This is a genomic window from Pristimantibacillus sp. PTI5, from assembly GCF_048572955.1.
In the GTDB taxonomy this organism is placed as follows: domain Bacteria; phylum Bacillota; class Bacilli; order Paenibacillales; family Paenibacillaceae; genus Pristimantibacillus.
On sequence record NZ_CP183886.1, the window covers coordinates 5,179,140 to 5,205,221 of the forward strand.

Sequence of the window (26,082 nt, forward strand, 5' to 3'; positions counted from 1 at the left end):
TATGGATTTTTTATTAGATGCCTCCTTGTTTGCCTCGACGCTTCGCATGGTAACGCCAATCCTGCTAGCGGCACTCGGCGGCGCAATATGCGCGCGTGTCGGTTTGTTTAACGTAGGTCTCGAAGGCTTAGTGCTGATTGGAGCTTTTTCGGCGATCGTGGGCAACCACTTTACGGGGAACGTATTTGCGGCGGTGCTGTTTGCGGTGTTATGCTCGCTTTTATTTTCGGTATTGTTTGGGTATATGAGCATACAGCTGAAGGCAAATGTCATTGTTGTCGGGATAGCTCTTAACTTTTTGGCTTTAGGGCTGACGACTTTCTCGTTGCGCGCCATCTTTGATGTGAAAGGCGCTTACTACAATAAGGATATGGTGGGCCTGCCCAAATGGGATATTCCGATTCTGAAGGATATTCCATGGCTCGGCGACGTATTGTCCGGCCACTCGCCCCTCGTCTATTTATCGGTATTGCTTGTAATTGTCCTGCAGCTGTTCTTATTCAAGACGGTAACGGGCTTTCGATTGCTAGCCGCAGGCGAGAATCCGACTGCCGCTAAGAGCCTAGGCATCAAGGTCACGCGCATTCAATACGGGGCGGTGCTGATGTGCGGCGTATTGTGCGGGCTTGCAGGCGCTCAGCTGTCGCTCGGGAACGTTACGATGTTTACGGAAGGCATGACATCCGGACGGGGTTTCATCGCGCTCGTTGCAACGATGCTGGGCCAATCGAATCCACTCGGCGTAGCCGCATCGAGCCTGCTGTTTGGCTTTATGGATGCGCTTAGCATCAGGCTGCAGGGCTTTGCCATGCCGACGCATTTTACGATGATGCTGCCGTATATCGTCACGATCGTTGCTATGTTATTCTTTAAGGACAAAGGTTACATGCAGGAAGCGCGCAAATCGAATGAAAGCTCCCGGTAGGCGGAATAGAGAAAATGTACTGCTTATTCGTCATACAAATACATTGCAAATTTAACGGAGGTAAAACGATGCATAAAAAAGCCGATCGTCTCAAAAATGTGAAGGCCATCAGACAAGCAGAGGTTGCGCCGGAGATTGCCCACCGCGTGCCCCCTGGCCAAACGGTCACGGAACGGTTTCCTATCCTGCATGAAGGGGACGTGCCTGTCTATGATTTGAACAGCTGGTCGCTTCGTGTGTTTGGCGAGGTAGAAGAGGAGCGGACTTTCAGCTTCGAGGAGCTGCTTGCGCTTCCGCAAACGAAGGTCTTATGCGATATTCACTGCGTAACCAGATGGTCGAAGCTGGATACGGAATGGGAAGGCATTAAGTTTAAGGATTTGCTGCCTCTGCTTGGCGTGAAGGCGGATGCGAAATACGTTATGGTCCATGCAGACGAGGATTATGATACGAATGTACCGCTTGAGGATTTGCTTCACGATAACGTTTTGCTCGCTCACCGCTTTGACGGCGAGCCTCTGACCGATAAGCATGGCTGGCCGATGCGCTTGCTTGTTCCTCATTTGTATTTCTGGAAAAGCGCAAAATGGATCACGGGAATTGAATTTATGAAAGAGGACCGCGAGGGCTTCTGGGAGCGCAACGGCTTCCACAACTATGCAGATCCGTTCCAGGAACAGCGCTTTAGCAGCGACGAGAACGAAATGCCTGAGGATGAATGGATGAAAAAGGAGTTTGATTAAGCAGATGCTACCTATACTACAAGTTAATCCCGAGGATTTGCCGGAATACGCTGTCGTATGCGGCGATCCGCGGCGTGCGGAGCTTATTTCGCAGAAGCTGGAAAATGTAAAGGAGCTTGCGTTTGCGCGGGAATACCGCACTTTCGTAGGGGATTACAAAGGCGTACGGCTTGCTGTCGTAAGCCATGGCGTAGGCTCGCCGGGAGCAGCAGTCTGCTTCGAGGAGCTGATTCGCGGCGGCGTAAAAACTCTTATACGCGTCGGTACGGCAGGATCGTATTCGGCGGAGCATCCTGCAGGCAGTCTGGTCATAAGCACGGCTGCCGTGCGGGCTGAGGGCCTAACGCATCAGCTGGTGCCGGCCGGTTTCCCTGCGGTCGCCGACAGCGAGGTGACAGAAGCTCTCTATGCGTCAGCGCTGGAAAGCGATGGGATTGTAAAGAAGGGCATTACCGTTACGCTCGACGTGTTCTTCTCCGGAGTTGTGGACATTCCCCATCGTCAATACAAGCAAGCTGGAGCCATTGCCGTTGAGATGGAAATTGCTGCGTTGTATGTCATTGCCACGCTTCGCGGAGCGCGTGCGGGTGCGATCCTGGCATTGGACGGATATGCAGATTCCGATTTGGCCGGCGAATATGATCCGCATACGGATACCGTAGCGAAAGCAGTGGAACGGGAGATCGAAACGGCGCTGCGGGCTGTTGCCAAGCTTGCGGCCGTGTAAAAAACTTGTTGAGGGCAAGGAGGAAACGTCTCGTGAGCAGAACATTGTTTAAACGCGAGTGGCTGGATGGCGATTTGCATCCGCATGTATCTGCTTATTATTTTAAGCAGTGGTCTGATTACTCGATGACCTTTCACACGCATGACGCTATCGAAATTATGTATGTCATCTCCGGGGCGTGCGTCATCGAGCTTGAAGCGGCGGAAGCTAGTGATATGATGCTCAAAAAAGGCGACTTCGTTATTTTAGACGCGAATGTTCCGCACCGGCTCATCGTCGACGAGCGCGGTCCATGCCGTATGCTTAACGTTGAATTTGACTTCCGGATGCGCCATGCGGCGTTTCCCTCTATGCGTCAGCTTGCTTTGGAGGACGAGGATGTGGCTTATTTGTTCACAGCGCCGTCCTCTTATTTATTTCTGCGCGATGCAAGCGAGGTGTACCAAGTACTGAAGAGCTTGGTGCTGGAGCTGGACAGCATGGGCAAACGGATCAATATGAAGGCGGAGCTTTTGTTCGCTCAGCTTCTGCTTGCGATTGCAAGACTGCACAAGGAGTCAGGATCGCAGGGCGTTAACCCTGCGGATCTGTATGTAAAGCAAGCCATTGAATTTATGCACCACAACTATGACCGCGATATTCAAGTGAAGGATATTGCGGCGGCTGTCAGCCTGCATCCCGGATATTTGCACCGTGTTTTCCGGACGCAGCTGGGCAAAACGCTCACAAGTTACTTGACGGAGCTGCGGATGGAAAAAGCGAAAATGCTGCTGATGGAGACGGATATCGCCATTGCGGATATCTGCGATTACGTAGGTGTAGGGAGCAGGCAGTACTTCCATGCGATGTTCAAAAAATATACGGGCTTGACGCCGATTGCTTACCGGAATTCGATGGATACCCATAACTACTTGTAAAATATGTCAGCCTGTTTTGTTGCAAAAGTGATGATTTCTGACACTTGCCGAGACACTTGGTCACTATTTTGATAACGCTTCCGAAATATCGTTGCTAAAATATAGAGGAGATTAAACGAATCTATTAGACGATAATTGGAGGCTGATTGGCATGTCTGCTTTTAAAATTACATTTATAGGCGCGGGCTCGATTGGATTCACGCGCGGCTTGCTGCGGGATTTGCTTTCCGTACCTGAATTCCAAAACATCGAGGTCGCGTTTACTGATATCAATGCGCATAACCTTGAAATGGTTACGGCGCTTTGCCAGCGCGATATCCACGAGAACGGTCTTTCGATCGCGATCCAATCGACGACGGACCGCCGCGAGGCATTGAAGGATGCGAAGTACGTAATTTGTACAATCCGCGTCGGGGGTCTTGAGGCTTTTGCGACAGACGTGGATATTCCCCTCAAATACGGCGTTGACCAGTGCGTAGGCGATACGCTGAGCGCCGGCGGCATCATGTACGGCCAGCGGGGCATTGCCGAGATGATGAACATCTGCCGCGATATCCGCGAGGTAGCGGCGGAGGACGTGCTGCTGCTCAACTACGCAAACCCGATGGCGATGATGACGTGGGCCTGCAATAAATACGGCGGCGTGCGTACCATCGGTTTATGCCACGGAGTGCAGGGCGGGCATTGGCAAATTGCCGAGGCTTTTGGCCTTAAGCAGGAGGAAGTCGATATTATTTGCGCGGGTATCAACCACCAAACCTGGTATATCCAAATCAAGCACAATGGCGAGGATTTAACAGGGAAGCTGCTGGAAGCATTCGAGAAGCATCCGGACTTTAGCCGTACGGAGAAGGTACGGATCGATATGCTTCGCCGCTTCGGCTATTACAGCACCGAATCAAACGGCCATTTGAGCGAATATGTGCCTTGGTACCGCAAGCGCCCTGAAGAGATTAATGAATGGATCGATATGAGCTCTTGGATTAACGGCGAGACAGGCGGATATTTGCGCGTATGCACGGAAGGACGGAATTGGTTCGAGACGGATTTTCCTAACTGGATGAAGGATCCGGCAAATGAATTCAAAAGCGAGCTTCGCAGTCATGAGCATGGCTCCTACATTATCGAAGGCTTGGAAACGGGACGAGTGTACCGCGGTCATTTTAACGTGGAGAACCAAGGAGTCATCGCTAACCTTCCTAACGATGCTATCATTGAGGCGCCAGGCTACGTGGATCGCAACGGGATTTCCATGCCAACGGTAGGCGAGCTCCCGCTTGGCGCTGCGGCAGTATGCAATGTTAGCATATCCGTTCAGCGCCTTGCGGTTGAAGCGGCCATTCACGGCGACGACAAGCTTCTGCGACAAGCGTTCATGATGGATCCGCTTGTCGGCGCCGTCTGCAATCCGAAGGAAATTTGGCAAATGGTCGATGAAATGCTTGTGGCGCAGGAGCAGTGGCTGCCGCAATATACGGATGCAATCGCGGCAGCGAAGAAGCGTCTAACGGAAGGCCCGCTGCTTCCAACGCGTAATTACGAAGGCGCAGCGCGCGTGAAGGTAAAAACGGTGGAGGAGATGCAGCAGGACCGGGAGGCTGCGAACAAGAATGCAGGCGAATCGGATAAAGGGAAGGAGCGCGTCTAACGCGGCGCATACTTCAGTTCAATCGGTTCGAGGACGGCGCCGGGCGGACTCCATGCCGGAGGGCCAAACTTTTTGATATAGCCCAGCGTGTTCAGGTAGTCTTCCACAGGCTGCTCTTCGTCCATCTTACGGAATATTTCCCAGCAGGCGATGACGTCGTTTAAGGCCCTATGGCCGCCGATGAGCGGGATCCCGTAGCGATCCGACATATCCTTGAGGGTATGCGGATAAACATGGCGTGCGCGGCTGATGGTCAACGTATCGATGAAACTGTTCGAAAAAGTCCTGCCCGCGATGCGAAGCAGGGAATGATGCAGAAAACCGAGATCGAAGGCGGCATTGTGGGCAATCAGCACGTTGTCCCCGAGCATTCGGTTCAAGATCCGAAATGCGGTATCCTCATCCATGCCGGTTGCCGTCATTTCATCGGTGATGCCGGTCAGCTCGGTAATTTTGGCCGAAAGCTTGCCGTCATATCGGACCAGGGTGCTGAATTCGCTTGCAATTTCGCCGTTCACGCAGCGGATAGCCGCCATTTCTATGACACGGTCTTTCTTTGGATCCAGACCGCTCGTTTCAAAATCGATGACAGTATAAGATTGTGTTGTCATAGCTGTTTCACCACTTTTTCTAGTAATAAGGTAAAGTTCTATATGCTTATTATTCGCTTAAAGTGATGAATAACCTTTTATTTCACGCATGAAACAAGAGACTGGCACAAGAAAAGGCCATATGCCTTTCACTGTACCAGTCTCTTTTTTGCATATTTTAAAGGAATGGGCACATGCTGAAACCGTGACGTTAGTGGTTGTTGCCCGAAGCGTTGCCTTTTTTATCGGATGTTTTTGTCGTCGTGTTTTTTGTTGCATGACCTTGTTGCTTTGCCATTGTGGAGTCCCTCCTTTACGTTACGATAGCTGTAGTTTGTGATTAATGAATCGGTTGCTATTCGAACAAAAGGGAAGAAGGCCGGTGAAAATCCTGCCAATCCGCAAATGGGATTTTTTCACCGTTTTATTTGATCCTGTTTACATCCAGTTCTGCTTTCGATGTTCGATAAGATCGATCGCGCCTAGAACAATGTGAGCAGCGCCAAAGCCTATTAATGCAACGCCCAGCTGACGGTTTCGTCCAAGCAGCGAAGCTCCAGTCGCCGTAACGGCCGTACCGAGAACGGTAGGGATTAGTCCTTCTTTCATTTCGGTGAACTCCTCTCCGTATTCAAATATTAGGAAGACAACGCTTAATAGGATTGGCGGATTGACGGCTTTTCATGCAGGTAATGTTTTGGGTAGTCTTAAGTCTGGAGCAAAATGTATGGGTTTAAGGAAGTCTGCACAGTCTGCAAACGTTCAGAAATAGAGGATGGACATGCCCATCGTAGGCGTTAGCGTCAAGCTGATGGGTTTCCACTCGGGCTTCATGATGCATGAGCACCTTCAATTCGCTTGTGTACCAATCAAATTCCAATGTGCCTTTGTAGCCGAGTAAACGCGCACCGCGTTTTCCTGCGGCACGACGGGCGAAGAAATTTTGCGAATAGGACACATGCATCCCGGTATCATAACGAATAAGCGCGCTTCCTGAATCTTCGTTCCCCGTGTCTTCGGCGAAGCTGCAATATTTTCCCAAATCATGGTTTAATGAGCTCTCAGGACAAGTATATTTCTCATCGCAATCTGCACATTGCAGCCCTGGTTTTTTATGGCCTTTATAGATCTGCTTCGATTTCATGGCGCATACCGTTACAGGGTTCTGGCCAACCAGATAATTGCTATAGTTGAAATCATGCGTGGCCTTCTGCAGGAACAAGCCTCCGGTAATTTGTTCATCCCTATACCAATTTTGATAATATACATTGCCATATGGAACATTGTTAACGGCTTGGACGTGTTCAACTGTACCGATTCTCCCGGAATCGATAATCTCTTTAGCCAGCTTTACCAAAGGTGTGTTCCGCAAAGGAAATGAGACTACAACCTGCGAATGAGATCCCTCATATCGTCCCGTCCCGTATTTTCAAGTCAAGGCTGTTACCTTAATCGCGAGAACAATGAATTAAAACAAAGAATAGGTTTCCTAGAGCTTCCCATATGCAAGGCTAGTGACTATTTTGAGCAAGAGAGCGCTTTCCTGCTTGGGAGGAATAAAGGACCAATGTGATAAAATGAGTGAAAAGAAAGCGTTATCCAAATGATTCTTCGGGGGATGCAGCAAATGCGGGATGGGACAAGATTGTGGACCAGATTGAACCTTTTTAAAGGTGCGCCGCTTTCACCTGAAAGCAGACTCGGTAAGGATGCCGTAACGGCATTGCTCATCCATTGCTGCTTTCAGTTCGGGGCATCCATGTCAGGGTTGTTTCTTAATTTGTATTTATGGCGGTTAACGCAGGATTTAACGGTCAACGGGATTTATAACATTATCGTGTTTCTGCTGACACCTCCTGCTTTCGCGCTGGGAGGGTGGATCGCCAAACGCCGAGACCGAATGGTGACCTATCGGCTTGGCATCGTAATGATTGCCGTCTTTTATTTGATGGTCGTTATTGCCCAGGAGCATGTCGCGCAATATTACATACTGTTTGCTATTTTTAACGGGATTGCCGCAGGGCTGTATTGGACCGGCTACTTAGTTATTCAATACGATGTCTCGACCGAGGCGAACCGGATCCGTTTCCTGGCGATCAACATGATCGTGTTTAACGCGTCGGGGCTTGCCGGGCCGGCGCTTGCCGGGTTTATCATTCAGCGCAGCGAAGGTCTGACGGGCTACATATTCATTTTCATGCTGGCATTTATAATGTTCCTAATTGCCGCGATTGTCAGCTTCCGCATACCGATGATTCCGTCTCATCACAAGGCGTATTATTTGAAGTTCATGGGACTTGTCATGAACAAGAACCGGCGGTGGTTGAAGGCGTTATACAGCTTTTTTGTGCTCGGGCTATTCCAGGGCATCATGCTGTTTTTGCCTAATATCATGCTGTACCAAACGGTTGGCCGCGAGGATTGGGTCGGATATTTAGGCGTGTTTTTCTCCTCCCTTACCGTCGCTACCGGCTATGTCATCTCAAGGAAAGCACAGAAGGAGCAGGTTCGCAAATACGTGCTGCTTTCTACAACGGGCGTCGCCATAGGCTCGGCGCTGCTGCTTATCCGGGTAGAGTTCTGGTCGGTTGCTTTATTTATGATTTTGTTCTCGATTTGCAATCCCCTTGCGGTCAATACGCTGACGTCTTATTATTACCGGTTAATCGGCACGCTGCCGCTCAAAGGCCAGCTGCGGGTAGAATCGGTTGTCATGCGCGAGCTTTTTCTTAATGCGGGCAGGGTGCTTTCGATCAGCCTGCTTATCTTTCTCGCAAAGGATTTGGAATCGGTCTGGATGCCGATTGTCCTTTTCAGCATGGCCGTGCTGCAATATATATCGGTGCTTTTAATCAAGGAGAAGCAGGGCGCGGAGCAAGAACAATAAGAGCATAATCCTTTAACCTCAGCCTTAAAGAAAAAGGGCTGGGGCTTTTTTTTGTTTTTGTAACGAGAGACCAGAGAATATTTAAAATGAAATACAGAAAAAATTATAAGTATTCATGCCGATAAATCTGTTATTCTGAATGGATGAATAATGGCGGTCGATTTAGAAAAGAAAAGGGGAGTTTATCCATGCGGAGGAAATACCATACCATTTATTGCATGATTACGCTGGGAATGCTGCTTGTGACCGGCTGTATGAGAGGCGAAGATGCCCCTACAACTCCTGATGGATTACCTGACCATGCCATTGCAAAAACGGTAACGCTTACTTTTTGGAGAAATTCGGGAAATAAGGCAGAAAACGCTGCTTATGACCAATTGATATCAGGGTTTATGGAGAAGCATCCATCGATTCGCATACAAATGATGCCGTTCCCTTACAGCGATTATGATACGAAGCTTCGAACCTCGGTAGCGGCCGGCAACCCGCCGGACATTATGGCTATCGACGCTCCGAATCTTGCTTCTTATGCTGAGGCCGGCGCTTTGCTGCCGTTAACCGATCATTTTCAGCGGGACGGCCATATCGAGGATATCCCGCAAACGACGATTGACGGCTACACCTATCGGCAAAATATTTATTTGGCGCCCATGACAGAATCATCGATCGCGATGTTTTATAATAAAAAAATGTTCGAGGCTGCCGGCATCCCGCTGCCCTCGCGTAATCCGGACGAGGCTTGGACCTGGGAGCAGGTGCTCAGCGCCGCCAAAAAAATCAATGATCCAGGCCGCGGTATTTATGGCATTGATCCTGCTCAGGGCTTTCAAAATGCGGGAGCAACCGCTTATTTCAAATATCCGATCATATGGCAATTTGGCGGTGAGGTGATGAATGCGGAAGGGAATACGGCGAAAGGTTATCTGGATTCTCCGGAAACCAAGCAGGCCTTGCGGTTTTATACGGAGCTGTTCACCACTTCCAAGGTGGCTTCCTTTGAATACCCGGTTGATGCTTTTCCCAACCGTAAGCTTGGCATTACCATAGACGGAACATGGTCGCTCGCACATTTAGCGGAAAATTTTCCGGACTTTAAACTAGGCGTAGACTATGATGTAGCCCCGCTTCCGAAGGGAACGAGACAAGCCGTGGCCAATGGCAGCTGGGGACTCGGGATTTCAACGAAAAGCAAATATCCAGAGGAAGCGTGGATATTTGTGAATTGGATGACAAGCTATGAGGGCTTAAAGCTGTACACCAGCATTACGCGGGATATACCGGCAAGGTATTCCGTTGCCAAAGAGTTTACGGAGCTGAACGAATATCCGAAAAATATTTTTGTCATCCAAAACCAAAAGTACGGCAGGCCGCGCCCCATAACGCCGGTGTTTCCGCAGGTTTCGGAGGCTGTCAAAAACCTATTCGAGCAGATAACGCTCGAGAAACGCGATCTGGATGAAGCGATCCAGGATGCGATCGTCACGATTGATAAGGCGTATGCCGATTCAAAAGCGCTATCCAAATAACGATGCCGGTAAATAGAGGGGGCTGCCCATGTTTTTCTCGCTTAGAAGCCGGCTGATGGCGGCTTTCTCCTTGCTTCTTATTGTTCCGTTTATAACGCTTGTATTTGTTCTTAGCGAAGAGTCGACCAAGCTTATCAAGCAGTCGATTGAAACCTCGACGTCGCAGACGATCGAACAGTTCGGTTCGCATGTCAACACCTCGATGACACAGGTTGAGGAAATCGGCAATCAAGTCATGAGCAACCGCGTGACGCAGGATTGGATAACGGCTCAAATGAGTCCTGACAGCAGCGCGGAGGAGCGTCTTCTCGCGAAACAGAGGCTCATGGAATATGTATCTTCATATTCGATAAACAATTCCAGCGGTATATCGATAGGCGTTTTCTCCGATTTAGGAGGGGGCGTATGGACGCAGGATCGAACATATTTGGAACAGGATTGGTATGCGCGGTTTCTGGAGGAGGACAAGCGCTGGACGGAAGCGCATTCCGACCCTGACCAAGCGGATACCATTATGCAAGCCAGATTGGTGAACAGCTATATGCTTCCATTGGTGCAGCTTCAATCCTTTACGAAATCAGGCTTTGTAAAAATCAATTATCCGACCTCGGTACTGCGGGATGCGATCGAGAAAATTAGGTTTGGGAAAACGGGCCGCGCTTTTTTACTCACCTCCGATGGCAGCAGCGTACTGGATCAGCAGCTGCCGGAGGATAGCCTGATGGTATTATCGTCGGGGCTTGCAGAGATTAGTGCAGCAAAGGGCTATGATACGAGCGGCGTGTTTCCGATTAAAAGAGATGCAGAAACTTATTTGTTATTTTACCGTTATTTCGAAGAGCAGGATTGGTATGTCATCGGAGAAGTTCCCGAGAAAGAGCTGTTTGTGAAAATCGAACAAATTCGCCGTACCATGCTCTTTATTAGCCTGATTCTGCTGCTGCTCATTATTCTTGCCGCCTACTGGCTGTCATCGGGAATTACGCGGCCGCTAACATCGATGGCTAGAGCCATGAAGCATGTCGAGCGGGGAGAATTCGCGCAGGCCTTCAGTATGATGCCGGCTGTCCGGACAGGGCACAGCGAGGTTGGTTATGTAACGAGGGTTTTCGAGAATATGACGACCCGGCTTCGATTCTTGATCGAGACGGAGTTCGAGACGAATCTCCGGCGCAAAAATGCGGAATACAAAGCGCTGCTCCTGCAAATCAATCCGCATTTTTTTAATAACACTTTAGAAATTATTAGCGGGCTTGCCGCAATGAAAAAAAATGATGTTTTGATGGATGCGACGGAAGCTCTTGGCCAAATGATGCGCTATTCCTTAAATTTAAACAGTGATTTGGTCAAAGTAAAGGAAGAGATGAACTATATCCGGGATTATCTGTTTATCCTCCAGCTGCGTTACGAGGAAAGGCTTCAGGTAGAGATCGAAGAAGATATGGCTTCCAATCCGCTGCTTATCGCAAAATTTATTTTGCAGCCGATTGTGGAGAATGCCGTTAAATACAGCTTGGAGGAAAGCGGCGTTGCGAAAATTTCCCTTCGGGTCAAAACCGCTGAGGATAGGCTCCACTTGGTAGTGGCAGACAACGGGATCGGTATGGATGCTGAATTAGTCGACCACCTAATGAAAGAGGTCAGCGGCACCGATTCCGTAGACATTTTGAACAGCGGCGGGGACAGCATCGGACTAAGGAATGTCTTATCTCGCTGTAGATTGTATTATGGGGAACAGCTTAGGGTCAGCATTGATTCAAAACGCGGAGAAGGAACGGAGATTCAAATCAGCATACCTGCCGTAAAGGGGTGAGAGACGTGTACAGCATAATGATCGTTGATGATGAAGCAGGCGTAAGGAACAGCATAAAAGCAAAAATCGATTGGCAGGCATCAGGATTCCATATCGCGGCTGAAGCGTCGAACGGGGAGGAGGCACTGAGCCTCTTACAGGAAAGAAGTCTTCCTGATGTGCTCCTCACTGATATAAGGATGCCGCAGATGGATGGTATCGGACTCATTAATGCTTGCAAGCAGTTATATCCGTCTCTCAAAATCGTCGTTTTATCCGGTTATTCAGATTACACCTATATGCAAGCAGCGATACAGGCCGGCGTAAAGGACTATTTGCTTAAGCCCGTAGGCCGCAGAGAGCTGGTTGCTCTGCTTGAGAAGCTCTCTAATGAAATTGCCGCGGAGCAAACCGACGTGCAGCTTCAGCAAACCGAGCAGCGCCAGAGAAAAGAGCAGCTGCTTGCTTTGCAGGAGCAAATGCTGCTTCGGATGGTTAAAGAGGAGTTCTACAGCCTGCTGGTTATAAAAGAACGGCTGGAGCAGCTGCAGCTGTCGGCATTTATCGATGAGCGGCTGCATGTACGGTTTGTTGCGGTAGAGATGCGGGTGCCGCCTGGCAGACTGGGCGAGGAACGCAGCCACATCGATTTGCTTTATATGGCTTTCCAAATGCTGTGCCGGGAAACCGCGGGCATGTATTCGGGCATATATCCTTTCTACGATGCGAGCCATCCTTCCATGATGCATTTTCTGGTGGCTGCTCCCTCGCGTGGCATGGAAGGATCGGATATTACGGATCGGCTGGTTCGCCAAATCAGAATGAATATCCAAAAGTATTTAAGGCTCGACTCAGTTATCGGAGTAGGGGAAACCGTTAACGGCATCCGTCAATTTAAAAACGGATATTCTTCAAGCATGCTCTCATGGAGCCAAAGCACCATTCATGGTACGAATAAGGCGGGCAATCTGCAGGTCCAGGATTTGATTGCGGCATTCTCGCCGGAATTGGAAAGACAGCTGGTAATATCCATCGAGAACGGTGATTTTAAAGGCTATTCGGCACTGATCGAGCGTGTTGTTCCGCGCGGGATCGATTTCCCGATGTTCTCTTTTACGTTTATCGCATCGCGCATTTTGCTTCTCTTTCATTCGATTGCGAAAAAATATGAGGCAGGCGAAGCCGTGCTTCAAAAGCGGCTATGGGATTGCCAGATGACAATCGGCGATTTCCATTCGCGGGAGCAAATACTGAAGCAGCTTGAGGAGCTGGCTCGGCTCGTTATGGATGAAGCGATGAAGACCCGAAGCTCCAGCGGCCAGTCTATCGTAAAGACCATTCAGAAATACGTAGACGACAATTTTGCCTATGAGCTTACATTGGCATCGCTCGCAGGGATGTTCCACCTCAATGAAACGTATTTGTCCGGCCTGTTCAAGCAGCATGTCGGCGTGACGTTCAGCGAGTATTTGACAAGCTTGCGCATGAAAAAAGCGGGTGAGCTGCTCGCGAAAAGCGAGCTGAAGCTGACGGATATTGCCATGCTCGTCGGTATTTCAAGCTCCAGCTATTTCAGCACCTCCTTCAAAAAGTATTATGGCCTCAGCCCTAAAGAATATCGCGAACGTCATCATGCGAAAACCTGAAACTGGCCGGGCAAGACGTTTCTTTGCATTTGCATGAATAGAATGTCATTATGTGCTTTCAGCGCATGCGATGAAGTTTAGCAGCAAACGGCGCACCCCGTCCGGATCGCTAAGCATCGGCAAATGTCCGGTTTCCAGGCTTTCCACCGCATGCGGAGCAAAATGCGAGATCATTTTATCTTGCATAGAAGGACTTAGTTGTTTATCCTTGCTCAGCTTCACATACAGCTTCGGCACGGCTGGAGCAGGCGCATCAGCCCGATCCGTATAGACGCGAACGGATTCGGGGGTGAATTTTTTTACGATCATGGCTGCCTGCTCCTCTGTGAGGTCATTGCATAGTCCGGTTCGAATGGCAGCCTCGGGTGGTCTCGTTCCCATTTTGCGCAGAATCAGAGACATCAGGATTCGCTTGGGCAGAGGGAGAACAGATAAGAAGGAGCCGCCTTTTTTGGGGATGACCGCACCAACGGCGACAATGCCATCCAAACGGTCGTGCAGCCCGGCTGCCAGCTTAAGCGAAAGTACGCCGCCTAAGGAATGGGCCACGATGATAACCCTCCGTATATCCCATTCATCGATTTGTTTTTTTATATGCATAACGTAATCCGCCAAAGCCAGTTCCTTGTCCAATCCCTTCTGTATGCCGCGATTCGGATAATCAATCAATAAATAAGGATACCCGAGACCCTCCAGCACCTTGCTCCAGATTTCGCTGTTCAAGCCTGCCCCATGGATAAATACAAAACCCGGTTTTTCTTGCGCATAGGCATGATTGTTCATGTTTTCTCCCCCAAACTAATTATTCCTCATTGGATTACAGTTTTAGCTTATCATTCAAACAAGACAGATTTTGTCTTATTTAAAAGATAAGCTAAAATAAAGCTACAGAGAGAGGTGATGCTCTTGCAAAAATCACAGCGCCTGATCCAATTAATGATGATGATCAATGCGAGAAAAGCTTTTACCGTGCAGGAGCTTGCCAATGAATTCGGCATATCCAGCCGTACGATCACTAGGGATTTGCAAGAGCTCAGCGAGCTCGGAGTTCCCGTATATTCGGTTCAAGGCAGAGGCGGCGGCTATAGGCTGCTGCAGGAGAGGATGCTCCCGCCGATCAGCTTTACGGAAGGCGAAGCGGTCGCGATTTTTTTTGCGTGCCAATCTTTGGAGTATTTCAGCTCTTTGCCGTTTGGAGAGGGAGCCAGCTCTGCGCTTCATAAGTTTTTTCACTACCTGCCAGCCGATGTGAAAGGCCGAATCGATCGGATGAAAAATAGGGTTGCTATTTACAGCCCGTACCGCCAGATGTCGCCTGACATTCTTCAGACGCTTCTGCACGCGATAATGGACCGCAGTATTGTGACGATCGGATACCGCTCGAGCAAAGGCGTACAGGAGCGAAATATTCAACCCGTCGGGCTTTACGCAAGCTCAGGCTACTGGTATTGTCCGGCGTACTGTTTTTTGCGGAAGGAAATGAGACAGTTCAGGGCTGATCGGATGCTTTCGGCGGTCATGAATCCTACGATGGAAAGCCGGGAGGATATCGAACGGCAGACGCTGCTCGATAAGCCTGAAAAGAGTCAGCTAGAGCAAACCGTGCTCCTGCTGGAATTAACCGAAAAAGGAATATGGCAGTTGGATACCCATGCACGGTTTGCGCCTTATATAAAACGTAATGAGGACGGCACGGGTACGGCTGCAGTTCCAATCGCCGCGGAGGATCTGAATCTTTATGTGGAGTTGATTTGGGCGCTCGCGGAGGATGTGAAAATTATTGGGCCGACCGAGGCAGTTGCGCAGATCAAACAAAAAATGAAAGCCATGTTTTTGATGTATGAGAATGAAAGATAAAAGCATCGCATGCCATACTTAGAAAAGGAGTGATGAAATGAGCAATTCTAACCATCCGCAAGAAAGCGATCTTCCGGCAAAGCTGGCTAAGCCGGCATGGCGCGCATTGACACAGGCAGGGTATATCCGGCTCGAACAGCTTACTATGCTGAAGGAAACTGAGGTTATGAAGCTGCATGGGATGGGGCCCAAAGCTCTCGAACAGCTGCGAACCGCACTAGCCGAAAGGGGACAAACGTTTGCGGACTGACGCTCTTAGCGCGTAAAGCCATCTTCATTCTTAGCAAATGAATTTCATAAAAGGGTAACTAATTGGTAAAATTCGCGTCTAAAAGTGGGAAGAATAAAAACCCAAACGGAGGTACGAATGAAGCCAATTACTATTGCTATTCTGTTTTTTTTCATTGGAGGATTGTTCACGAACGATGCGGCCAGCGCAGATAAACGCAATGTTCAGATGTCATCGGATTTAACGGGAATAATTTCCATAGACCATAGCAGCGGTATGAGCACAGCGCTCCAAAATAATGGCGCAATATGGACATGGAAAGGAAATGAACCGGCAGCGAAAGGCGCAGTTTTGCCGAACGCGGTTCAAATTACGACCCGAAATATCGGCTTAAAAAAAGATGGAACCGTTTGGACCTGGGATAGCGGTGCGGGGAATCGATATTTTAAAGCAAAGGGGATCACCGCAAAGATTAATGAGCCAATCCAGATTGAAGAGCTAAAAGGAATAAAGAAAATCGAATCCGGCTCTATTGGACATTTGGCGCTGGATGAGCGGGGGGAGGTCTGGTACTGGGGGGAAGACGGATGTATGGCTTGGCTGCTTCGCGAGGACGTAAAACCGGAGGCCTGTTACCATTTAAGCAACGATCCATCGGACGCCACCAGGTTCACAGCGCCGCTATTTACATCGATTCCAGCAAAGGTGGTGTCTGATATTGCCGATATGGACATTGAGACAGGCGTCATGTTAGCAACTAAAAAGGGTCATATCTATCATATCGGGGTTTGGGACAATGTTCATATGGGTGAAGTGGATCTAATGATGAACAACATCATGAAAGTGGCTGCCGTCTCAGAGGGCCGGTATGTGGCGATCGGATTAGATAAGAATGGATACATCTTGGGAACCTACCAAACCAAACTGAGTAAGCAGAAAGGTTTCGTTGATATAAGCGCGGTTTTCAATAACAGTATTCCATATCTTGCAGTCCATCAAGATGGAACGGTGTGGTCGGGCCACATTGAAAAGCCGGCTCCGATGATGCAGCTCGAAGGCTTGAAAGGAATTACGCGGGTGAAAGCAAGATCAACGAACTCCGGTATCGCACTCGCTAAGCAAGGCGTGGTGTATCAGTGGGGGACAGGAGAAACGCGATATGATGATCATGCTTTGCTGCCGTTTAAAGCAGCAATCAAGCCGGTCAAGGTTCAGCGGCGCTTTACCGTTATTCTGAATGGCAAAGCAATGAAGCTTGCCGCAGGCCCTGTCATCCTAAATGGGACGACATTAGTGCCAATGAGGGATTTGTTTGAAGCGCTTGGTGCAAAGGTTGATTATGAGAATGGAAATATTACCGTTTCAAGTGGCGATTTGATCATCAAGCTGGAGGTTTATCGGCATGAGGCAGAGCAGAATGGCATAAAAAAGAAGCTTACTGAAGCGGTAACCTATTACAACGGCAAAACCTATATTCCTCTTCGCTTTATCGCTGAAGCGTTCGGCGCTAAGGTGTCATGGGATGCCTCCAGCGGAACTGCCGTCGTTGAGATGCAGTAACGGAACCAGCATTCCGATTAGTTAATGCAATAAAATAAATGAAAAATAAATGATGATCTTGTATAATCAAAACAATTAGTTATTTTTATGCATAAGTTGGTGCTCTGCATGACAGTGCTTCTAGACATGAAGACGGTAATGATTTTAATCGTATTAGGCCATCTATTTTCAGTCCTGCTTATTAGCGCTTACTGGCGCACGCATACCAAAGATCAAATCTTGAGCAAGTTTTTACTGGCGAAACTTACGCAAGGCTTTGCTTGGATGCTGATCGTTGTACGCAATGGCATTCCGGATGTGTACACGATGTCGATAGCCAATTCCCTGCTGTTTATCGGATTTGCGCTTGAAACGGTCGCGATGCTGAGACTGATGCAGGCATTCAACCGTTCAGCGAAAATGCTTTACATTGTCTTGACCCTCGGCGCGATCATCGGTTACCTTTTTGTTATTGTTTTTAATAATCACGAAAATATTAGAATCGCTGAGGCATCGATAGGAACAGCGCTAATTATGGTTGTGCCGGCCTACTTTATGATACGATCCAAGGCAGCATCCTATATTATGAAGCTTATGGGTCTATTGTATATCTTTACGATCGTTTCTCTTATTGGAAGAGCGATAGTCGCCTTGGTCTCCGATCAAACCATCGGCATGTTTACGCCCGGCATTTATCAGACCTTCACCTTCTTAGCGCTTTTTTTGATCATGTTTATCGGCAATATCGGTTTTGTGCTGCTGTTGAAGGAGCAGGCCGATCAAGAATTGATAAGGCTGGCGAACTACGATGATTTGACAGGTATTTTAAACCGACGAACATTCGTGTCGCTGTCCAAGCAAATGATAGACGAGTATGCGAAAAAAAGAGAGCATCTTTCCTTGGTGCTGTTTGACATCGATCATTTCAAAAACATCAATGACACCTACGGACATCATATCGGAGACCGCGCCCTGCAGCAGCTGGTCAAGCGTATCCGCTCAATGCTAAGAGGAACCGATTCCTTCAGCCGCTATGGCGGCGACGAGTTTGCCATATTGCTGCCCGGAGCAGACGAAAGCGAAGCTGATCGAATGGTAGAAGCTTTTAGGCTGGCGACCACGCAGATTCTCATTCCTGATATGGCCAGTTCGCTGTCTATTAGTCTTGGCGTTGTTACGCTTATTCCAACCGAGCAAACAAGGCTGGAGACGCTTTACAAGTTGTGCGATAAAGCTTTGTATGATGCTAAGCACAATGGCCGCAACGGCGCCGCGAGGACCCGATCCGTCTCATTGCCGGGCTGAAGAACCTTCTACAATGCAACTTCTTCCTCCCAATTGCGTCTTTATTTTGACGAAGAAATATTTGGGAGGCCATAGAATGAAACGAATAGTCTCATTATTATTCGTAATTCTTATTATCATAGCCGGATGCGGCAAGGAACCGGAAATGAACGCTGTTACCTCAATCGAGCAGGAATCCGCCAGACAGCAGAACAAAATGCCTAAGGAAATGCCAGGCACCTTCGATTTTATGGTGCGCTTCGGCTATGGAACGGTTAACAAAAATGAAATTAATACTTTTCAAGATACGGTAACCAAAGATTTGATCATGAACGGGACGGCAACGGCGCAAATCACGTTGACCAGGGAAGAGATGCGAAGCATTTATGGCAAAATGAGAGAAATAAACATCATGGGCGAGAAAGAGCTGGGGGCAGCCAATCAAACCTGTGAACGCGTTCCTTATAGCGAAGATATATGGGAAGTCAATATAAACGGCGAAACAAAAACATTAACGTGGACAGATCGATATTGCGCTCAGACCAGTGATATGGAGCAGCTGTTGGAACTGCGGAATTTCGTGGAGCAGATCGTAAAGACCAAAGAGGAATATAAAAAATTGCCTGAATCAGAGGGTGGTTACTTGTAATGCCGGACAACTTTTTGGCAGACCATGCACAAGCGGGAATAGTCATCTTAATCATCTTTAGCCTCGGTTTGCTGTTCGTTGTCCGCTCGAAAACATCTGAACGCCGTTATTATCGCGGACTAGGTTATTCACTTGTCATGATGGCAATCTTTCTCGTTGTGGCCGGGGTTTTACAGAATATAAATGAAGCATCCCATCGGCTCGGGCATTAGAAGGGTAGGTGCCTCATCAAAATAAATATTGTTCAAAAAAAAGGGGCTGATTCTATCATCAGCACCCTTTTTTTTCGTTAACCGGCCAATAAAGTGTCTGCTTAAAGCTCACGCATTTAAGGTGTTTCTACCAGCCCGACAAACAGCAGCATACCGCTTTGCAGGTCTTGGATGGCGAAAAGAAACGGCCGGTTGACCTTCATTTCGAAGCTGCTGCTCGGCGGAGCGCTGCCCGCATCCATGCCAATCAAGGTTACAGCGGCTGCTTCCGTGCCTTGCTCGGAAACATCGACAACGGTCTTATGCAAAATACGGCTGATATAAAGCTTGTTGTCAGCTAATTCGCTGAAGTCCGCTTGGTTTGGATCGAATGGCAGACGCATCCCCATTGCACTTAAGGTGTCGATGAGCTCACGCTTACCCTCAACTCGGAATTTTGGCAGCGCTAGTCGGCCATTCGCTGAGTTAAATGGTTTAGTCCAGAATTCGGTATCCGAGAGCAGCTTCGCGGTGAGTTCCTTTTGGTCCATATGCTGGCTTGGGAGGACGATGAGCATCCCCATTTGACCATCGCCGTATGGCAAGCGGATGGATTGGTAAGCATCCGTTTCGTCATATTCGTAGCTGCCTCCCTGATTCATAAAGGGGATGCGTTGTATTTTACCGTCCGATTTCGTAAATTCATCTTCTATTGTAGCGTCTGGCTCAAACGGTCTCTTCCAAGTCCCGTCAAAATATAGGGCGTTTAACAGCATGAGTTTCGTCATCTCGGATATAGGTTCATCCAGAATCGTTGGAATGAGACCGTTTGTCTGCTTATTAACCCATTTGTTCATTTCCTTCAGCACGGCTGGGTCGTCTAGCTTCCGTTCGTTTAATTGGGCGTCGTAGGCAGCCTTTACACGGTCGAGATAATCCTTTTGGAACGGCCAGCCCTTTTGCAGCCAGAGTGAGTTGGCCATGGACAGCTTGATGCCGGGTCCCGGTTGCAGCAGAAGCTCTCTGAGCTTCTGCTGTTCCTCATTCAACATCTCCACCGACAATCCTTCCAGATGCAATGTCTTCGCGATCTGTTCGCGTGTCTGGCCCGCTGCCCCGTTGAGCGTCATTGACAGCGCCTGTACGATGCTGACAGGGGAAACAATGACGTTTTCTCCTTTTGTTTCATTGATCATTTTTTCCGTCAGCTCAAGCCCAAACTTATTCGTAGCCTTTGCCATCCGCGGATCAATTTTCTCGGCAAGGCGAGCTCGTTCCGGCATTGTAATCGTTTTTTCTTCTGGCTGTCCGCATGCTGTTAACAGCAATATAGCAGACATGGCGATGAAAATGGTTTTGCGCAGCAAGTCATTCCCTCCCATTTTTTGCATGCATTAACCATATCGACGGTCTATGAGGAGCAAAGGTTGCTGAAGCCGATGGCCGTTTTTTTGATGATCACTGCAGCGGGTCGGTAATCATTAGTTATAATTGAAAATTAATACGCGGCTTGGGAACGAATCGTTTAAGATGAAAAGGGAGGAGGAATCCAGGAATGATTACGTTAAAAGCATTAGATAAAAGTAATTGGGAACAATGTATTTTACTTAATCCGAAACCAGAGCAAGCAGGTCTTATTGCCTCAAATCTTTATTCCATCGCAGAGGTGCAATTTTTAGAAGGATTTAAAGCTAAAGCCATATACAATGATGATATAATGATAGGTTTTACGCTGTTTGGGCTTGATCCGGATGATGGGAATTACTGGATTTACCGATTTATGATTGACGGCAGGCATCAAGCACAAGGACACGGTTACCATGCGATGATGCTGGTCATTGATGAAATAAGAAGCGCTAGTGACAGGACGGATGTCATCATGCTTGGTTATAAGCCGGTTAATGAACGAGCTGGAAATCTATATGCAAAATTAGGTTTTAAGGAAGCAGGGTTAGCTCCTTGGGGAGAAATGCTCGCGAAATATCATTTTGAGTAGATGAACGGAAAAGTAAACTCGGAATCGCTGAATAATCACTTGTCTGCAAGCTAACATGCTGTGTATAATATAGTAAATATTTGGTATGTGTGACTGGCGCAGCGTGGAGTACCACGAGGGAGCACATATTAATACGCCGTACGCCTGGGCAAAGTATTTGATCTGTGATCAGATGCTTTTTTTTGTTTGTCAGTGGAACAAAATTCGATGCTGAGGTGAGTACAATGAAAAGTTTTGAAGAGCAGTTGTTTAATCGACCCTATCCAGGAAGAACGTTAATAATCGGTATGGATCCATCCGGTAATCATTTCGTACAAGTCTATTGGATTATGGGAAGAAGCTTGAACAGCCGCAACCGGATTTTTGAGCGGGACTAATCCTTTGTCAGAAACACAGCGTTTGATCCATCGAAGATGGAGGATCCTTCCTTGATTATCTATTATCCGATAAAGGATACCAACGGGTTTCACATCATCTCGAACGGGGATCAGACGGATACGCTGTACGATGGATTGCAGCAAGGCGATTCGTTCGAGAATGCGTTGAAACGCAGGGCGTTCGAGCCCGATGCCCCTCATTTTACGCCACGCATTTCTGGTATAACAGATACGGGCTCGTGCACGTACGGATTATCTATTTTGAAGACGAGAAACAATAATCCCTCGGTTTGCATAAGAAATTTTTATCACTATGATAGCTGCATAAAGGGGATGGGTCATTGCATTCACACCTATCAAGGCGAGGAGGACGGCATTCTGCGGCCATTCGCCGGTGAGCCCTTAGAAGTTCCGCTATTCGATTCTATGGATGAAACCGCGAATTTCTACTGGAATAACTTAAATAAGGATAACCGAATTTCACTGCTTGTGAAGTTCATTCGCAAGGAAGACAATCATGTGGAATACAAAATCGTGAACAAAAATGAAAGATGATCTATCGTAAAGTCCATCTCAACAAAGACGACTCCAATCCATGGGGTCGTCTTTTTTTATGCCCTTTCCCTGCCTCGACCTTCTCCTCTTCTCTATGACGAGTACCAAAAACTTTGAAAGTCCGAACCCGAGCATTGTGAAATAAGTGCGGATTTCTTTTTGATATATTGTTCATGCAGCAGCAATTCAGAGTGCTTTCAACTAGTTCAGGCTAGGGCGGGAGAGCAGAAAAAACGAATTCGGGGGTTGGCCGTGAATAAAAATTGGATCTTTTACACCGTGATGTTCTTGCTTCTCATTGTAACGACAGGCGCGGCGGCAGTGTTCTCTTATTCCGAGGAAGAAACCGCTGATGCGGTATCATACAAGCTTGCAGATGCAGAGCGGCGGGCAGGCGGCATTCTACTAAGCGCCAACAGCATGAGTGTGGATAAGGCGAACGCAATTATCCTTCCCGAATGGAAGGGGCGGAAGCAAATTGCGGAGTGGAAGGAAGGCGAGACGCTTGAATGGTCCGTCGATGTGACAGAGCAAGCCAATTATGAGCTGTCACTAGGCTATTATCCGCTGAAAGGAAACGGACAGCCGATCGAGTTTTTGCTTTACGTAGACGGAAAAGCGATATCCGATCCCTACGCGCCCTTCGAGCTTAATCGCCTGTACTACGACGAGCCGGGCAAACTCAAGCGAAGCGGCGGGAACGAGCTGCGACCGAAGCAGCTTGAAGGAGAGGTTTGGCTCGATACGAAAGTGGCGGCAGCAGGCGAGATGGAGGACGGTCCGCTGCAGCTCCCGCTTACAAAGGGCAAACATGTCATAAGGCTTGAGAATGTAAGGGAAAGCGCAGCCGTTGATTACATCAGGCTGGACAAAGCAGTGACGGCGAAAGCTTATGAAAACTATAAAGCATCACAGGCAGCAGAGGCTTCCAAAAGCGGCGACGAGGCGTTCATTACGATTCAAGCGGAGCATGCCTATGCCAAATCGGATTCCGGCTTATTCCCGACGACGGATCGGACTTCGCCGCTTACGACGCCTTACAGCCCGACCCTGCTTCGAATCAATACCATCGGCGGCAGCAACTGGGATGTTCCGGGCCAGTGGATCAGCTATAAATTCGAGGTGCCGGCGGACGGCTGGTATAAAATAGGCGCCCGTTACCATCAGAATGAAGTGAAGGGGTCCTTTGTATCAAGGAGGCTTGCGATTGACGGCCAAGTGCCTTTTCAAGAAATGAACGCAGTTCGTTTTCCTTATGCTCTAAAATGGGACATTTTGGAGCTGGGAGAAGAAACGGGTGAGCCGTATCAATTCTACCTCACGAAGGGCGAGCATGAGCTGAAGCTGGAGGTTACGCTTGGCGATGTTGCGCCAGCCGTGCAAAGCGTCCAGCAAATGGTATATGACCTCAATCAAATTTACCGCAAGATCGTGATGGTTACAGGCGTTAACCCTGATGTCTATCGCGATTACGAAATTGAGAAAAGCGTGCCGGGGCTTATCCAGCAATTCCAGAAGCTCTCCGCTCAAATGACGGAGGAAGCCGGCAAGCTGGATGAAATGTCGGGCCAGGCTAACGCCGGATCCAGAACGTTGAAATTGCTGGCGCTTCAGCTTAACGGATTTATCGATCGGCCGGACCAAATACCGAAGCGGTTGGAAAATTACAAAACAAACATTACCGCATTGGCAGATTGGATGCTCGGCGCAATGAAGCAGCCGCTGGAGCTTGATTATTTGTACCTGGCTTCCTTAAATCATGAACAACCAAAGGCTGAGGCTGGTTTGTTCGCGCAGGGAGTACATGAAATCCGGGCGTTCGCGGGATCGTTTTTTCAAAATTACGATTCCATGGAGGGCAACGAGCAGGCAGAGCGCTCCATCCAAGTGTGGACCGGACTTGGCCGCGACCAAGCCTATGTGCTCAAACGGTTAATCGATGAATCGTTTATTCCCGAAAGCGGAATTAGCGTCAATTTGAATCTGGTGGGCACATCGCTCGTGACTGCGGTCATGGCGGGCGAAGGGCCGGATGTCAATCTCTTTACGAGCCGCGGCGATACGATGAATCTAGCTGTTCGCGGCGCGTTAACGCCGCTCGACCCGTACGATGAGTTCGCAGCCATGAAGCAGGAATATATGGACACGGCATTCATTCCTTATCAATACAAAGGAAGCACCTTCGCCATTCCGGATGACCAGGAGTTTTTCATGCTGTTTTACCGGAAGGATGTTTTGCAGGAGCTTGGGATCGAGCCACCGCAAACCTGGGAGGAGCTGCTGAAGATTGCACCGGTATTGCAGAACAATAATATGCAGATCGGCCTGCCTTACGAGAACCTGGATGCGTTTCAGCTTCTGACAAAGGGAATCGGAGCGCTCAATCTGTTTCCGACGCTTCTTATGCAAAACGGCAGCGGCATCTACAACGCGGAGGAAGACGGAACCCGTTTTGACGAGCCGCAGGCCTATACCGCCTTTAAGCAATGGACGGATTTCTACAACCTCTATGATTATCCGCTTTATAAGGATGATTTCAACCGGTTCCGTACCGGCGAGATGCCGATCGTTGTTTCAACCTATAAGCTGTACACCCGTTTAGCCGCGGCAGCTCCAGAGATTACGGGCACATGGGACATGGTTCCGATCCCGGGCAAGCAGCGCAAGGATGGAACGATTGACCGCTCGACAGGCGCAACCGGAACGGCATCGATTATTTTGAAGGATGCCAAAAACAAAGACGATGCGTGGGCTTTCCTGCAATGGTTCAACCGACCGGAAATCCAAAGCCAGTTCGTCAGCGAGCTGGAAAATGAAATGGGCGTGCTCGGAAGAAGGGTGCCGGCGAATCTCATCTCGTTCGAATCGACGAATTGGAGCCGGGCCGAGCAAGCGATGCTGACCGAGCAATGGAAACAGGTTCATGAAATTCCTGAGCTGCCGGGCGGTTACTATACGTCAAGAAACATCGATAACGCGTTCCGAGAGGTCGTTTTCCAGATGGGCAACGCCAGAGAAAGCCTCTTCTATTGGAACAAAGACATTAACGAAGAAATTAAACGAAAAAGGTATGAATTCGGGGTGGAGCAATGAAAAAATCGATAACCCAAACGATCGGCAGACATAAGGAAAGCTACTTGCTGATGACGCCGTACATGATTTTCTTTTTGCTCTTTACCATCCTTCCCGTCGTGCTGTCGATCGTGCTTGGCTTTACTTATTACAACATGATCGAGCCGCCGCGCTTTATTGGCTGGTACAACTATATCCGGCTTTTCCTGGATGATGATATCTTTATCGTCGCGGTCAAAAATACGTTGTTCTTTGCTTTTGTCACCGGACCCGTGAGCTACATGCTCAGCTTTTTGGTCGCATGGATGATTAATGACCTGTCCAAGACTTTGCGCTCCATTGCAACAACGGTATTCTACATCCCGACCATCATCGGCATCTCCGTTTTCCCGATGTGGCGGCTTATTTTCAGCCCGGATGCTTACGGATATTTGAACGGCATGCTTATGGGACTAGGGATTATAAGCGATCCGGTCGCTTGGCTGCTGGATAAAGAGTACATTTTGCTTATTCTGATCGTCGTGCAGCTGTGGATGAGCCTAGGCATCAGCTTTCTGGCCTTTGTCGCAGGACTGCAAACTGTGGATCGCAGTTTATATGAAGCGGGAGTGATGGACGGGATCAAAAACAGGTTCCAAGAGCTGTGGTATATCACATTGCCATCCATGATTCCGCAGCTGATTTTTGGAGCCGTCATGCAAATTGTTATTTCTTTTAGCGTAGCAGACGTATCCATTCAGCTTGCGGGCTTCCCGAGTACGGAATATGCCGGTGAAACCTTGGTTACCCACATCATGGATTACGGCAGCATCCGTTACGAGATGGGTTATGCATCCGCAATGGCCGTCGTCTTGTTCTTCATGATGGTATTCACGAACCGGCTCGTGACGAAAATATTGCAGAAGGTCGGAATTTGATCGCAGGAGGACATC

23 protein-coding genes, 1 pseudogene and 1 riboswitch are annotated in these 26,082 nt (G+C 48.6%); of the genes and pseudogenes, 19 read left to right on the forward strand and 5 right to left on the reverse strand.

Going from position 1 to position 26,082, the window contains the following annotated elements; all coding sequences use genetic code 11:
- Position 1 precedes the first annotated feature (1 nt).
- From ACN6MW_RS23175 to ACN6MW_RS23195, 5 genes are all read left to right on the forward strand, one after another.
- Positions 2 to 925: an ABC transporter permease gene (locus ACN6MW_RS23175; RefSeq protein ID WP_419872248.1), complete on the forward strand. Its 924-nt coding sequence runs from the start codon at positions 2 to 4 to the stop codon at positions 923 to 925.
- Between the two features lie 68 nt (positions 926 to 993).
- Entirely contained in the window at positions 994 to 1,668 is a 675-nt protein-coding gene (locus tag ACN6MW_RS23180; protein WP_419872249.1) for a sulfite oxidase-like oxidoreductase, read from the forward strand.
- Positions 1,669 to 1,672: 4 nt separating this feature from the next.
- Positions 1,673 to 2,395, forward strand: coding sequence for a nucleoside phosphorylase (locus ACN6MW_RS23185; protein ID WP_419872250.1), 723 nt, complete (start codon positions 1,673 to 1,675; stop codon positions 2,393 to 2,395).
- Between the two features lie 32 nt (positions 2,396 to 2,427).
- On the forward strand, positions 2,428 to 3,312 hold the full coding sequence (locus tag ACN6MW_RS23190) for an AraC family transcriptional regulator (protein ID WP_419872251.1): 885 nt from the start codon (positions 2,428 to 2,430) through the stop codon (positions 3,310 to 3,312).
- Between the two features lie 151 nt (positions 3,313 to 3,463).
- Positions 3,464 to 4,960, forward strand: a complete 1,497-nt coding sequence (locus ACN6MW_RS23195) for an alpha-glucosidase/alpha-galactosidase (protein WP_419872252.1) — start codon at positions 3,464 to 3,466, stop codon at positions 4,958 to 4,960.
- Here ACN6MW_RS23195 and ACN6MW_RS23200 read toward each other — a convergent pair.
- From ACN6MW_RS23200 to ACN6MW_RS23210, 3 genes are all read right to left on the reverse strand, one after another.
- Entirely contained in the window at positions 4,957 to 5,571 is a 615-nt protein-coding gene (locus tag ACN6MW_RS23200) for a PolC-type DNA polymerase III (RefSeq protein WP_419872253.1), read from the reverse strand. The genes ACN6MW_RS23195 and ACN6MW_RS23200 overlap by 4 nt on opposite strands.
- 417 nt (positions 5,572 to 5,988) lie before the next feature.
- Positions 5,989 to 6,159 (reverse strand): asparagine synthase, encoded by a 171-nt coding sequence (locus tag ACN6MW_RS23205; RefSeq protein WP_364143044.1) that lies wholly within the window; start codon positions 6,157 to 6,159, stop codon positions 5,989 to 5,991.
- A 124-nt stretch (positions 6,160 to 6,283) separates the two neighbouring features.
- Positions 6,284 to 6,907, reverse strand: a complete 624-nt coding sequence (locus ACN6MW_RS23210; RefSeq protein WP_419872254.1) for a Gfo/Idh/MocA family protein — start codon at positions 6,905 to 6,907, stop codon at positions 6,284 to 6,286.
- A gap of 288 nt (positions 6,908 to 7,195) precedes the next feature.
- Between ACN6MW_RS23210 and ACN6MW_RS23215 the strand changes: the two genes are divergently transcribed.
- The 4 genes from ACN6MW_RS23215 to ACN6MW_RS23230 all read left to right on the forward strand — a co-directional run bounded on the left by ACN6MW_RS23215 (position 7,196) and on the right by ACN6MW_RS23230 (position 13,401).
- Positions 7,196 to 8,437 carry an MFS transporter gene (locus tag ACN6MW_RS23215; RefSeq protein WP_419872255.1) on the forward strand — a complete coding sequence of 414 codons (1,242 nt, stop codon included), beginning with the start codon at positions 7,196 to 7,198 and terminating at the stop codon, positions 8,435 to 8,437.
- 188 nt (positions 8,438 to 8,625) lie between these two features.
- Positions 8,626 to 9,963, forward strand: coding sequence for an ABC transporter substrate-binding protein (locus ACN6MW_RS23220; RefSeq protein WP_419872256.1), 1,338 nt, complete (start codon positions 8,626 to 8,628; stop codon positions 9,961 to 9,963).
- A 28-nt stretch (positions 9,964 to 9,991) separates the two neighbouring features.
- Positions 9,992 to 11,776, forward strand: coding sequence for a cache domain-containing sensor histidine kinase (locus tag ACN6MW_RS23225; protein WP_419872257.1), 1,785 nt, complete (start codon positions 9,992 to 9,994; stop codon positions 11,774 to 11,776).
- Between the two features lie 5 nt (positions 11,777 to 11,781).
- Positions 11,782 to 13,401, forward strand: a complete 1,620-nt coding sequence (locus ACN6MW_RS23230) for a response regulator transcription factor (RefSeq protein WP_419872258.1) — start codon at positions 11,782 to 11,784, stop codon at positions 13,399 to 13,401.
- Between the two features lie 48 nt (positions 13,402 to 13,449).
- Here ACN6MW_RS23230 and ACN6MW_RS23235 read toward each other — a convergent pair whose 3' ends face one another.
- On the reverse strand, positions 13,450 to 14,184 hold the full coding sequence (locus tag ACN6MW_RS23235) for an alpha/beta fold hydrolase (RefSeq protein WP_419872259.1): 735 nt from the start codon (positions 14,182 to 14,184) through the stop codon (positions 13,450 to 13,452).
- Positions 14,185 to 14,307: 123 nt separating this feature from the next.
- On the opposite strand from ACN6MW_RS23235, the gene ACN6MW_RS23240 reads away from it, so the two are divergent.
- From ACN6MW_RS23240 to ACN6MW_RS23265, 6 genes are all read left to right on the forward strand, one after another.
- Positions 14,308 to 15,258: a helix-turn-helix transcriptional regulator gene (locus ACN6MW_RS23240; protein ID WP_419872260.1), complete on the forward strand. Its 951-nt coding sequence runs from the start codon at positions 14,308 to 14,310 to the stop codon at positions 15,256 to 15,258.
- Positions 15,259 to 15,295: 37 nt separating this feature from the next.
- Positions 15,296 to 15,508, forward strand: coding sequence for a DNA-binding protein (locus ACN6MW_RS23245; protein ID WP_419872261.1), 213 nt, complete (start codon positions 15,296 to 15,298; stop codon positions 15,506 to 15,508).
- 117 nt (positions 15,509 to 15,625) lie between these two features.
- Complete coding sequence (locus tag ACN6MW_RS23250; protein ID WP_419872262.1) at positions 15,626 to 17,047, forward strand: stalk domain-containing protein; 1,422 nt, start codon at positions 15,626 to 15,628, stop codon at positions 17,045 to 17,047.
- Between the two features lie 108 nt (positions 17,048 to 17,155).
- A complete protein-coding gene (locus tag ACN6MW_RS23255; RefSeq protein ID WP_419872263.1) occupies positions 17,156 to 18,331 on the forward strand; it encodes a GGDEF domain-containing protein in 1,176 nt (391 codons plus the stop codon).
- 76 nt (positions 18,332 to 18,407) lie between these two features.
- Positions 18,408 to 18,959 (forward strand): hypothetical protein, encoded by a 552-nt coding sequence (locus ACN6MW_RS23260; RefSeq protein ID WP_419872264.1) that lies wholly within the window; start codon positions 18,408 to 18,410, stop codon positions 18,957 to 18,959.
- On the forward strand, positions 18,959 to 19,171 hold the full coding sequence (locus ACN6MW_RS23265; RefSeq protein WP_419872265.1) for a hypothetical protein: 213 nt from the start codon (positions 18,959 to 18,961) through the stop codon (positions 19,169 to 19,171). Before ACN6MW_RS23260 ends, ACN6MW_RS23265 begins: the two co-directional genes overlap by 1 nt.
- Positions 19,172 to 19,287: 116 nt before the next feature.
- Here ACN6MW_RS23265 and ACN6MW_RS23270 read toward each other — a convergent pair whose 3' ends face one another.
- Entirely contained in the window at positions 19,288 to 20,517 is a 1,230-nt protein-coding gene (locus ACN6MW_RS23270) for a serpin family protein (protein ID WP_419872266.1), read from the reverse strand.
- Positions 20,518 to 20,705: 188 nt separating this feature from the next.
- Between ACN6MW_RS23270 and ACN6MW_RS23275 the strand changes: the two genes are divergently transcribed.
- The 4 genes and pseudogenes from ACN6MW_RS23275 (at position 20,706) to ACN6MW_RS23290 (ending at position 26,067) form a co-directional block, all read left to right on the forward strand.
- Entirely contained in the window at positions 20,706 to 21,146 is a 441-nt protein-coding gene (locus ACN6MW_RS23275) for a GNAT family N-acetyltransferase (RefSeq protein WP_419872267.1), read from the forward strand.
- A gap of 79 nt (positions 21,147 to 21,225) precedes the next feature.
- Positions 21,226 to 21,303, forward strand: a riboswitch (ZMP/ZTP riboswitch).
- Positions 21,304 to 21,433: 130 nt separating this feature from the next.
- Positions 21,434 to 22,078 (forward strand): annotated as a pseudogene (locus ACN6MW_RS23280) (IMP cyclohydrolase).
- Between the two features lie 252 nt (positions 22,079 to 22,330).
- On the forward strand, positions 22,331 to 25,171 hold the full coding sequence (locus tag ACN6MW_RS23285) for an extracellular solute-binding protein (RefSeq protein ID WP_419872268.1): 2,841 nt from the start codon (positions 22,331 to 22,333) through the stop codon (positions 25,169 to 25,171).
- Entirely contained in the window at positions 25,168 to 26,067 is a 900-nt protein-coding gene (locus tag ACN6MW_RS23290) for a carbohydrate ABC transporter permease (protein ID WP_419872269.1), read from the forward strand. Before ACN6MW_RS23285 ends, ACN6MW_RS23290 begins: the two co-directional genes overlap by 4 nt.
- The last annotated feature ends 15 nt before the right edge of the window (positions 26,068 to 26,082 follow it).

Coding starts and splice junctions, on each gene's coding strand:
- ACN6MW_RS23275 (WP_419872267.1), top strand. CDS start 20,706: ATGATTACGTTAAAAGCATTAGATAAAAGTAATTGGGAACAATGTATT.
- ACN6MW_RS23265 (WP_419872265.1), top strand. CDS start 18,959: ATGCCGGACAACTTTTTGGCAGACCATGCACAAGCGGGAATAGTCATC.
- ACN6MW_RS23205 (WP_364143044.1), bottom strand. CDS start 6,159: ATGAAAGAAGGACTAATCCCTACCGTTCTCGGTACGGCCGTTACGGCG.
- ACN6MW_RS23195 (WP_419872252.1), top strand. CDS start 3,464: ATGTCTGCTTTTAAAATTACATTTATAGGCGCGGGCTCGATTGGATTC.
- ACN6MW_RS23235 (WP_419872259.1), bottom strand. CDS start 14,184: ATGAACAATCATGCCTATGCGCAAGAAAAACCGGGTTTTGTATTTATC.
- ACN6MW_RS23180 (WP_419872249.1), top strand. CDS start 994: ATGCATAAAAAAGCCGATCGTCTCAAAAATGTGAAGGCCATCAGACAA.
- ACN6MW_RS23185 (WP_419872250.1), top strand. CDS start 1,673: ATGCTACCTATACTACAAGTTAATCCCGAGGATTTGCCGGAATACGCT.
- ACN6MW_RS23200 (WP_419872253.1), bottom strand. CDS start 5,571: ATGACAACACAATCTTATACTGTCATCGATTTTGAAACGAGCGGTCTG.
- ACN6MW_RS23245 (WP_419872261.1), top strand. CDS start 15,296: ATGAGCAATTCTAACCATCCGCAAGAAAGCGATCTTCCGGCAAAGCTG.
- ACN6MW_RS23175 (WP_419872248.1), top strand. CDS start 2: ATGGATTTTTTATTAGATGCCTCCTTGTTTGCCTCGACGCTTCGCATG.
- ACN6MW_RS23260 (WP_419872264.1), top strand. CDS start 18,408: ATGAAACGAATAGTCTCATTATTATTCGTAATTCTTATTATCATAGCC.
- ACN6MW_RS23290 (WP_419872269.1), top strand. CDS start 25,168: ATGAAAAAATCGATAACCCAAACGATCGGCAGACATAAGGAAAGCTAC.
- ACN6MW_RS23220 (WP_419872256.1), top strand. CDS start 8,626: ATGCGGAGGAAATACCATACCATTTATTGCATGATTACGCTGGGAATG.
- ACN6MW_RS23225 (WP_419872257.1), top strand. CDS start 9,992: ATGTTTTTCTCGCTTAGAAGCCGGCTGATGGCGGCTTTCTCCTTGCTT.
- ACN6MW_RS23255 (WP_419872263.1), top strand. CDS start 17,156: ATGACAGTGCTTCTAGACATGAAGACGGTAATGATTTTAATCGTATTA.
- ACN6MW_RS23250 (WP_419872262.1), top strand. CDS start 15,626: ATGAAGCCAATTACTATTGCTATTCTGTTTTTTTTCATTGGAGGATTG.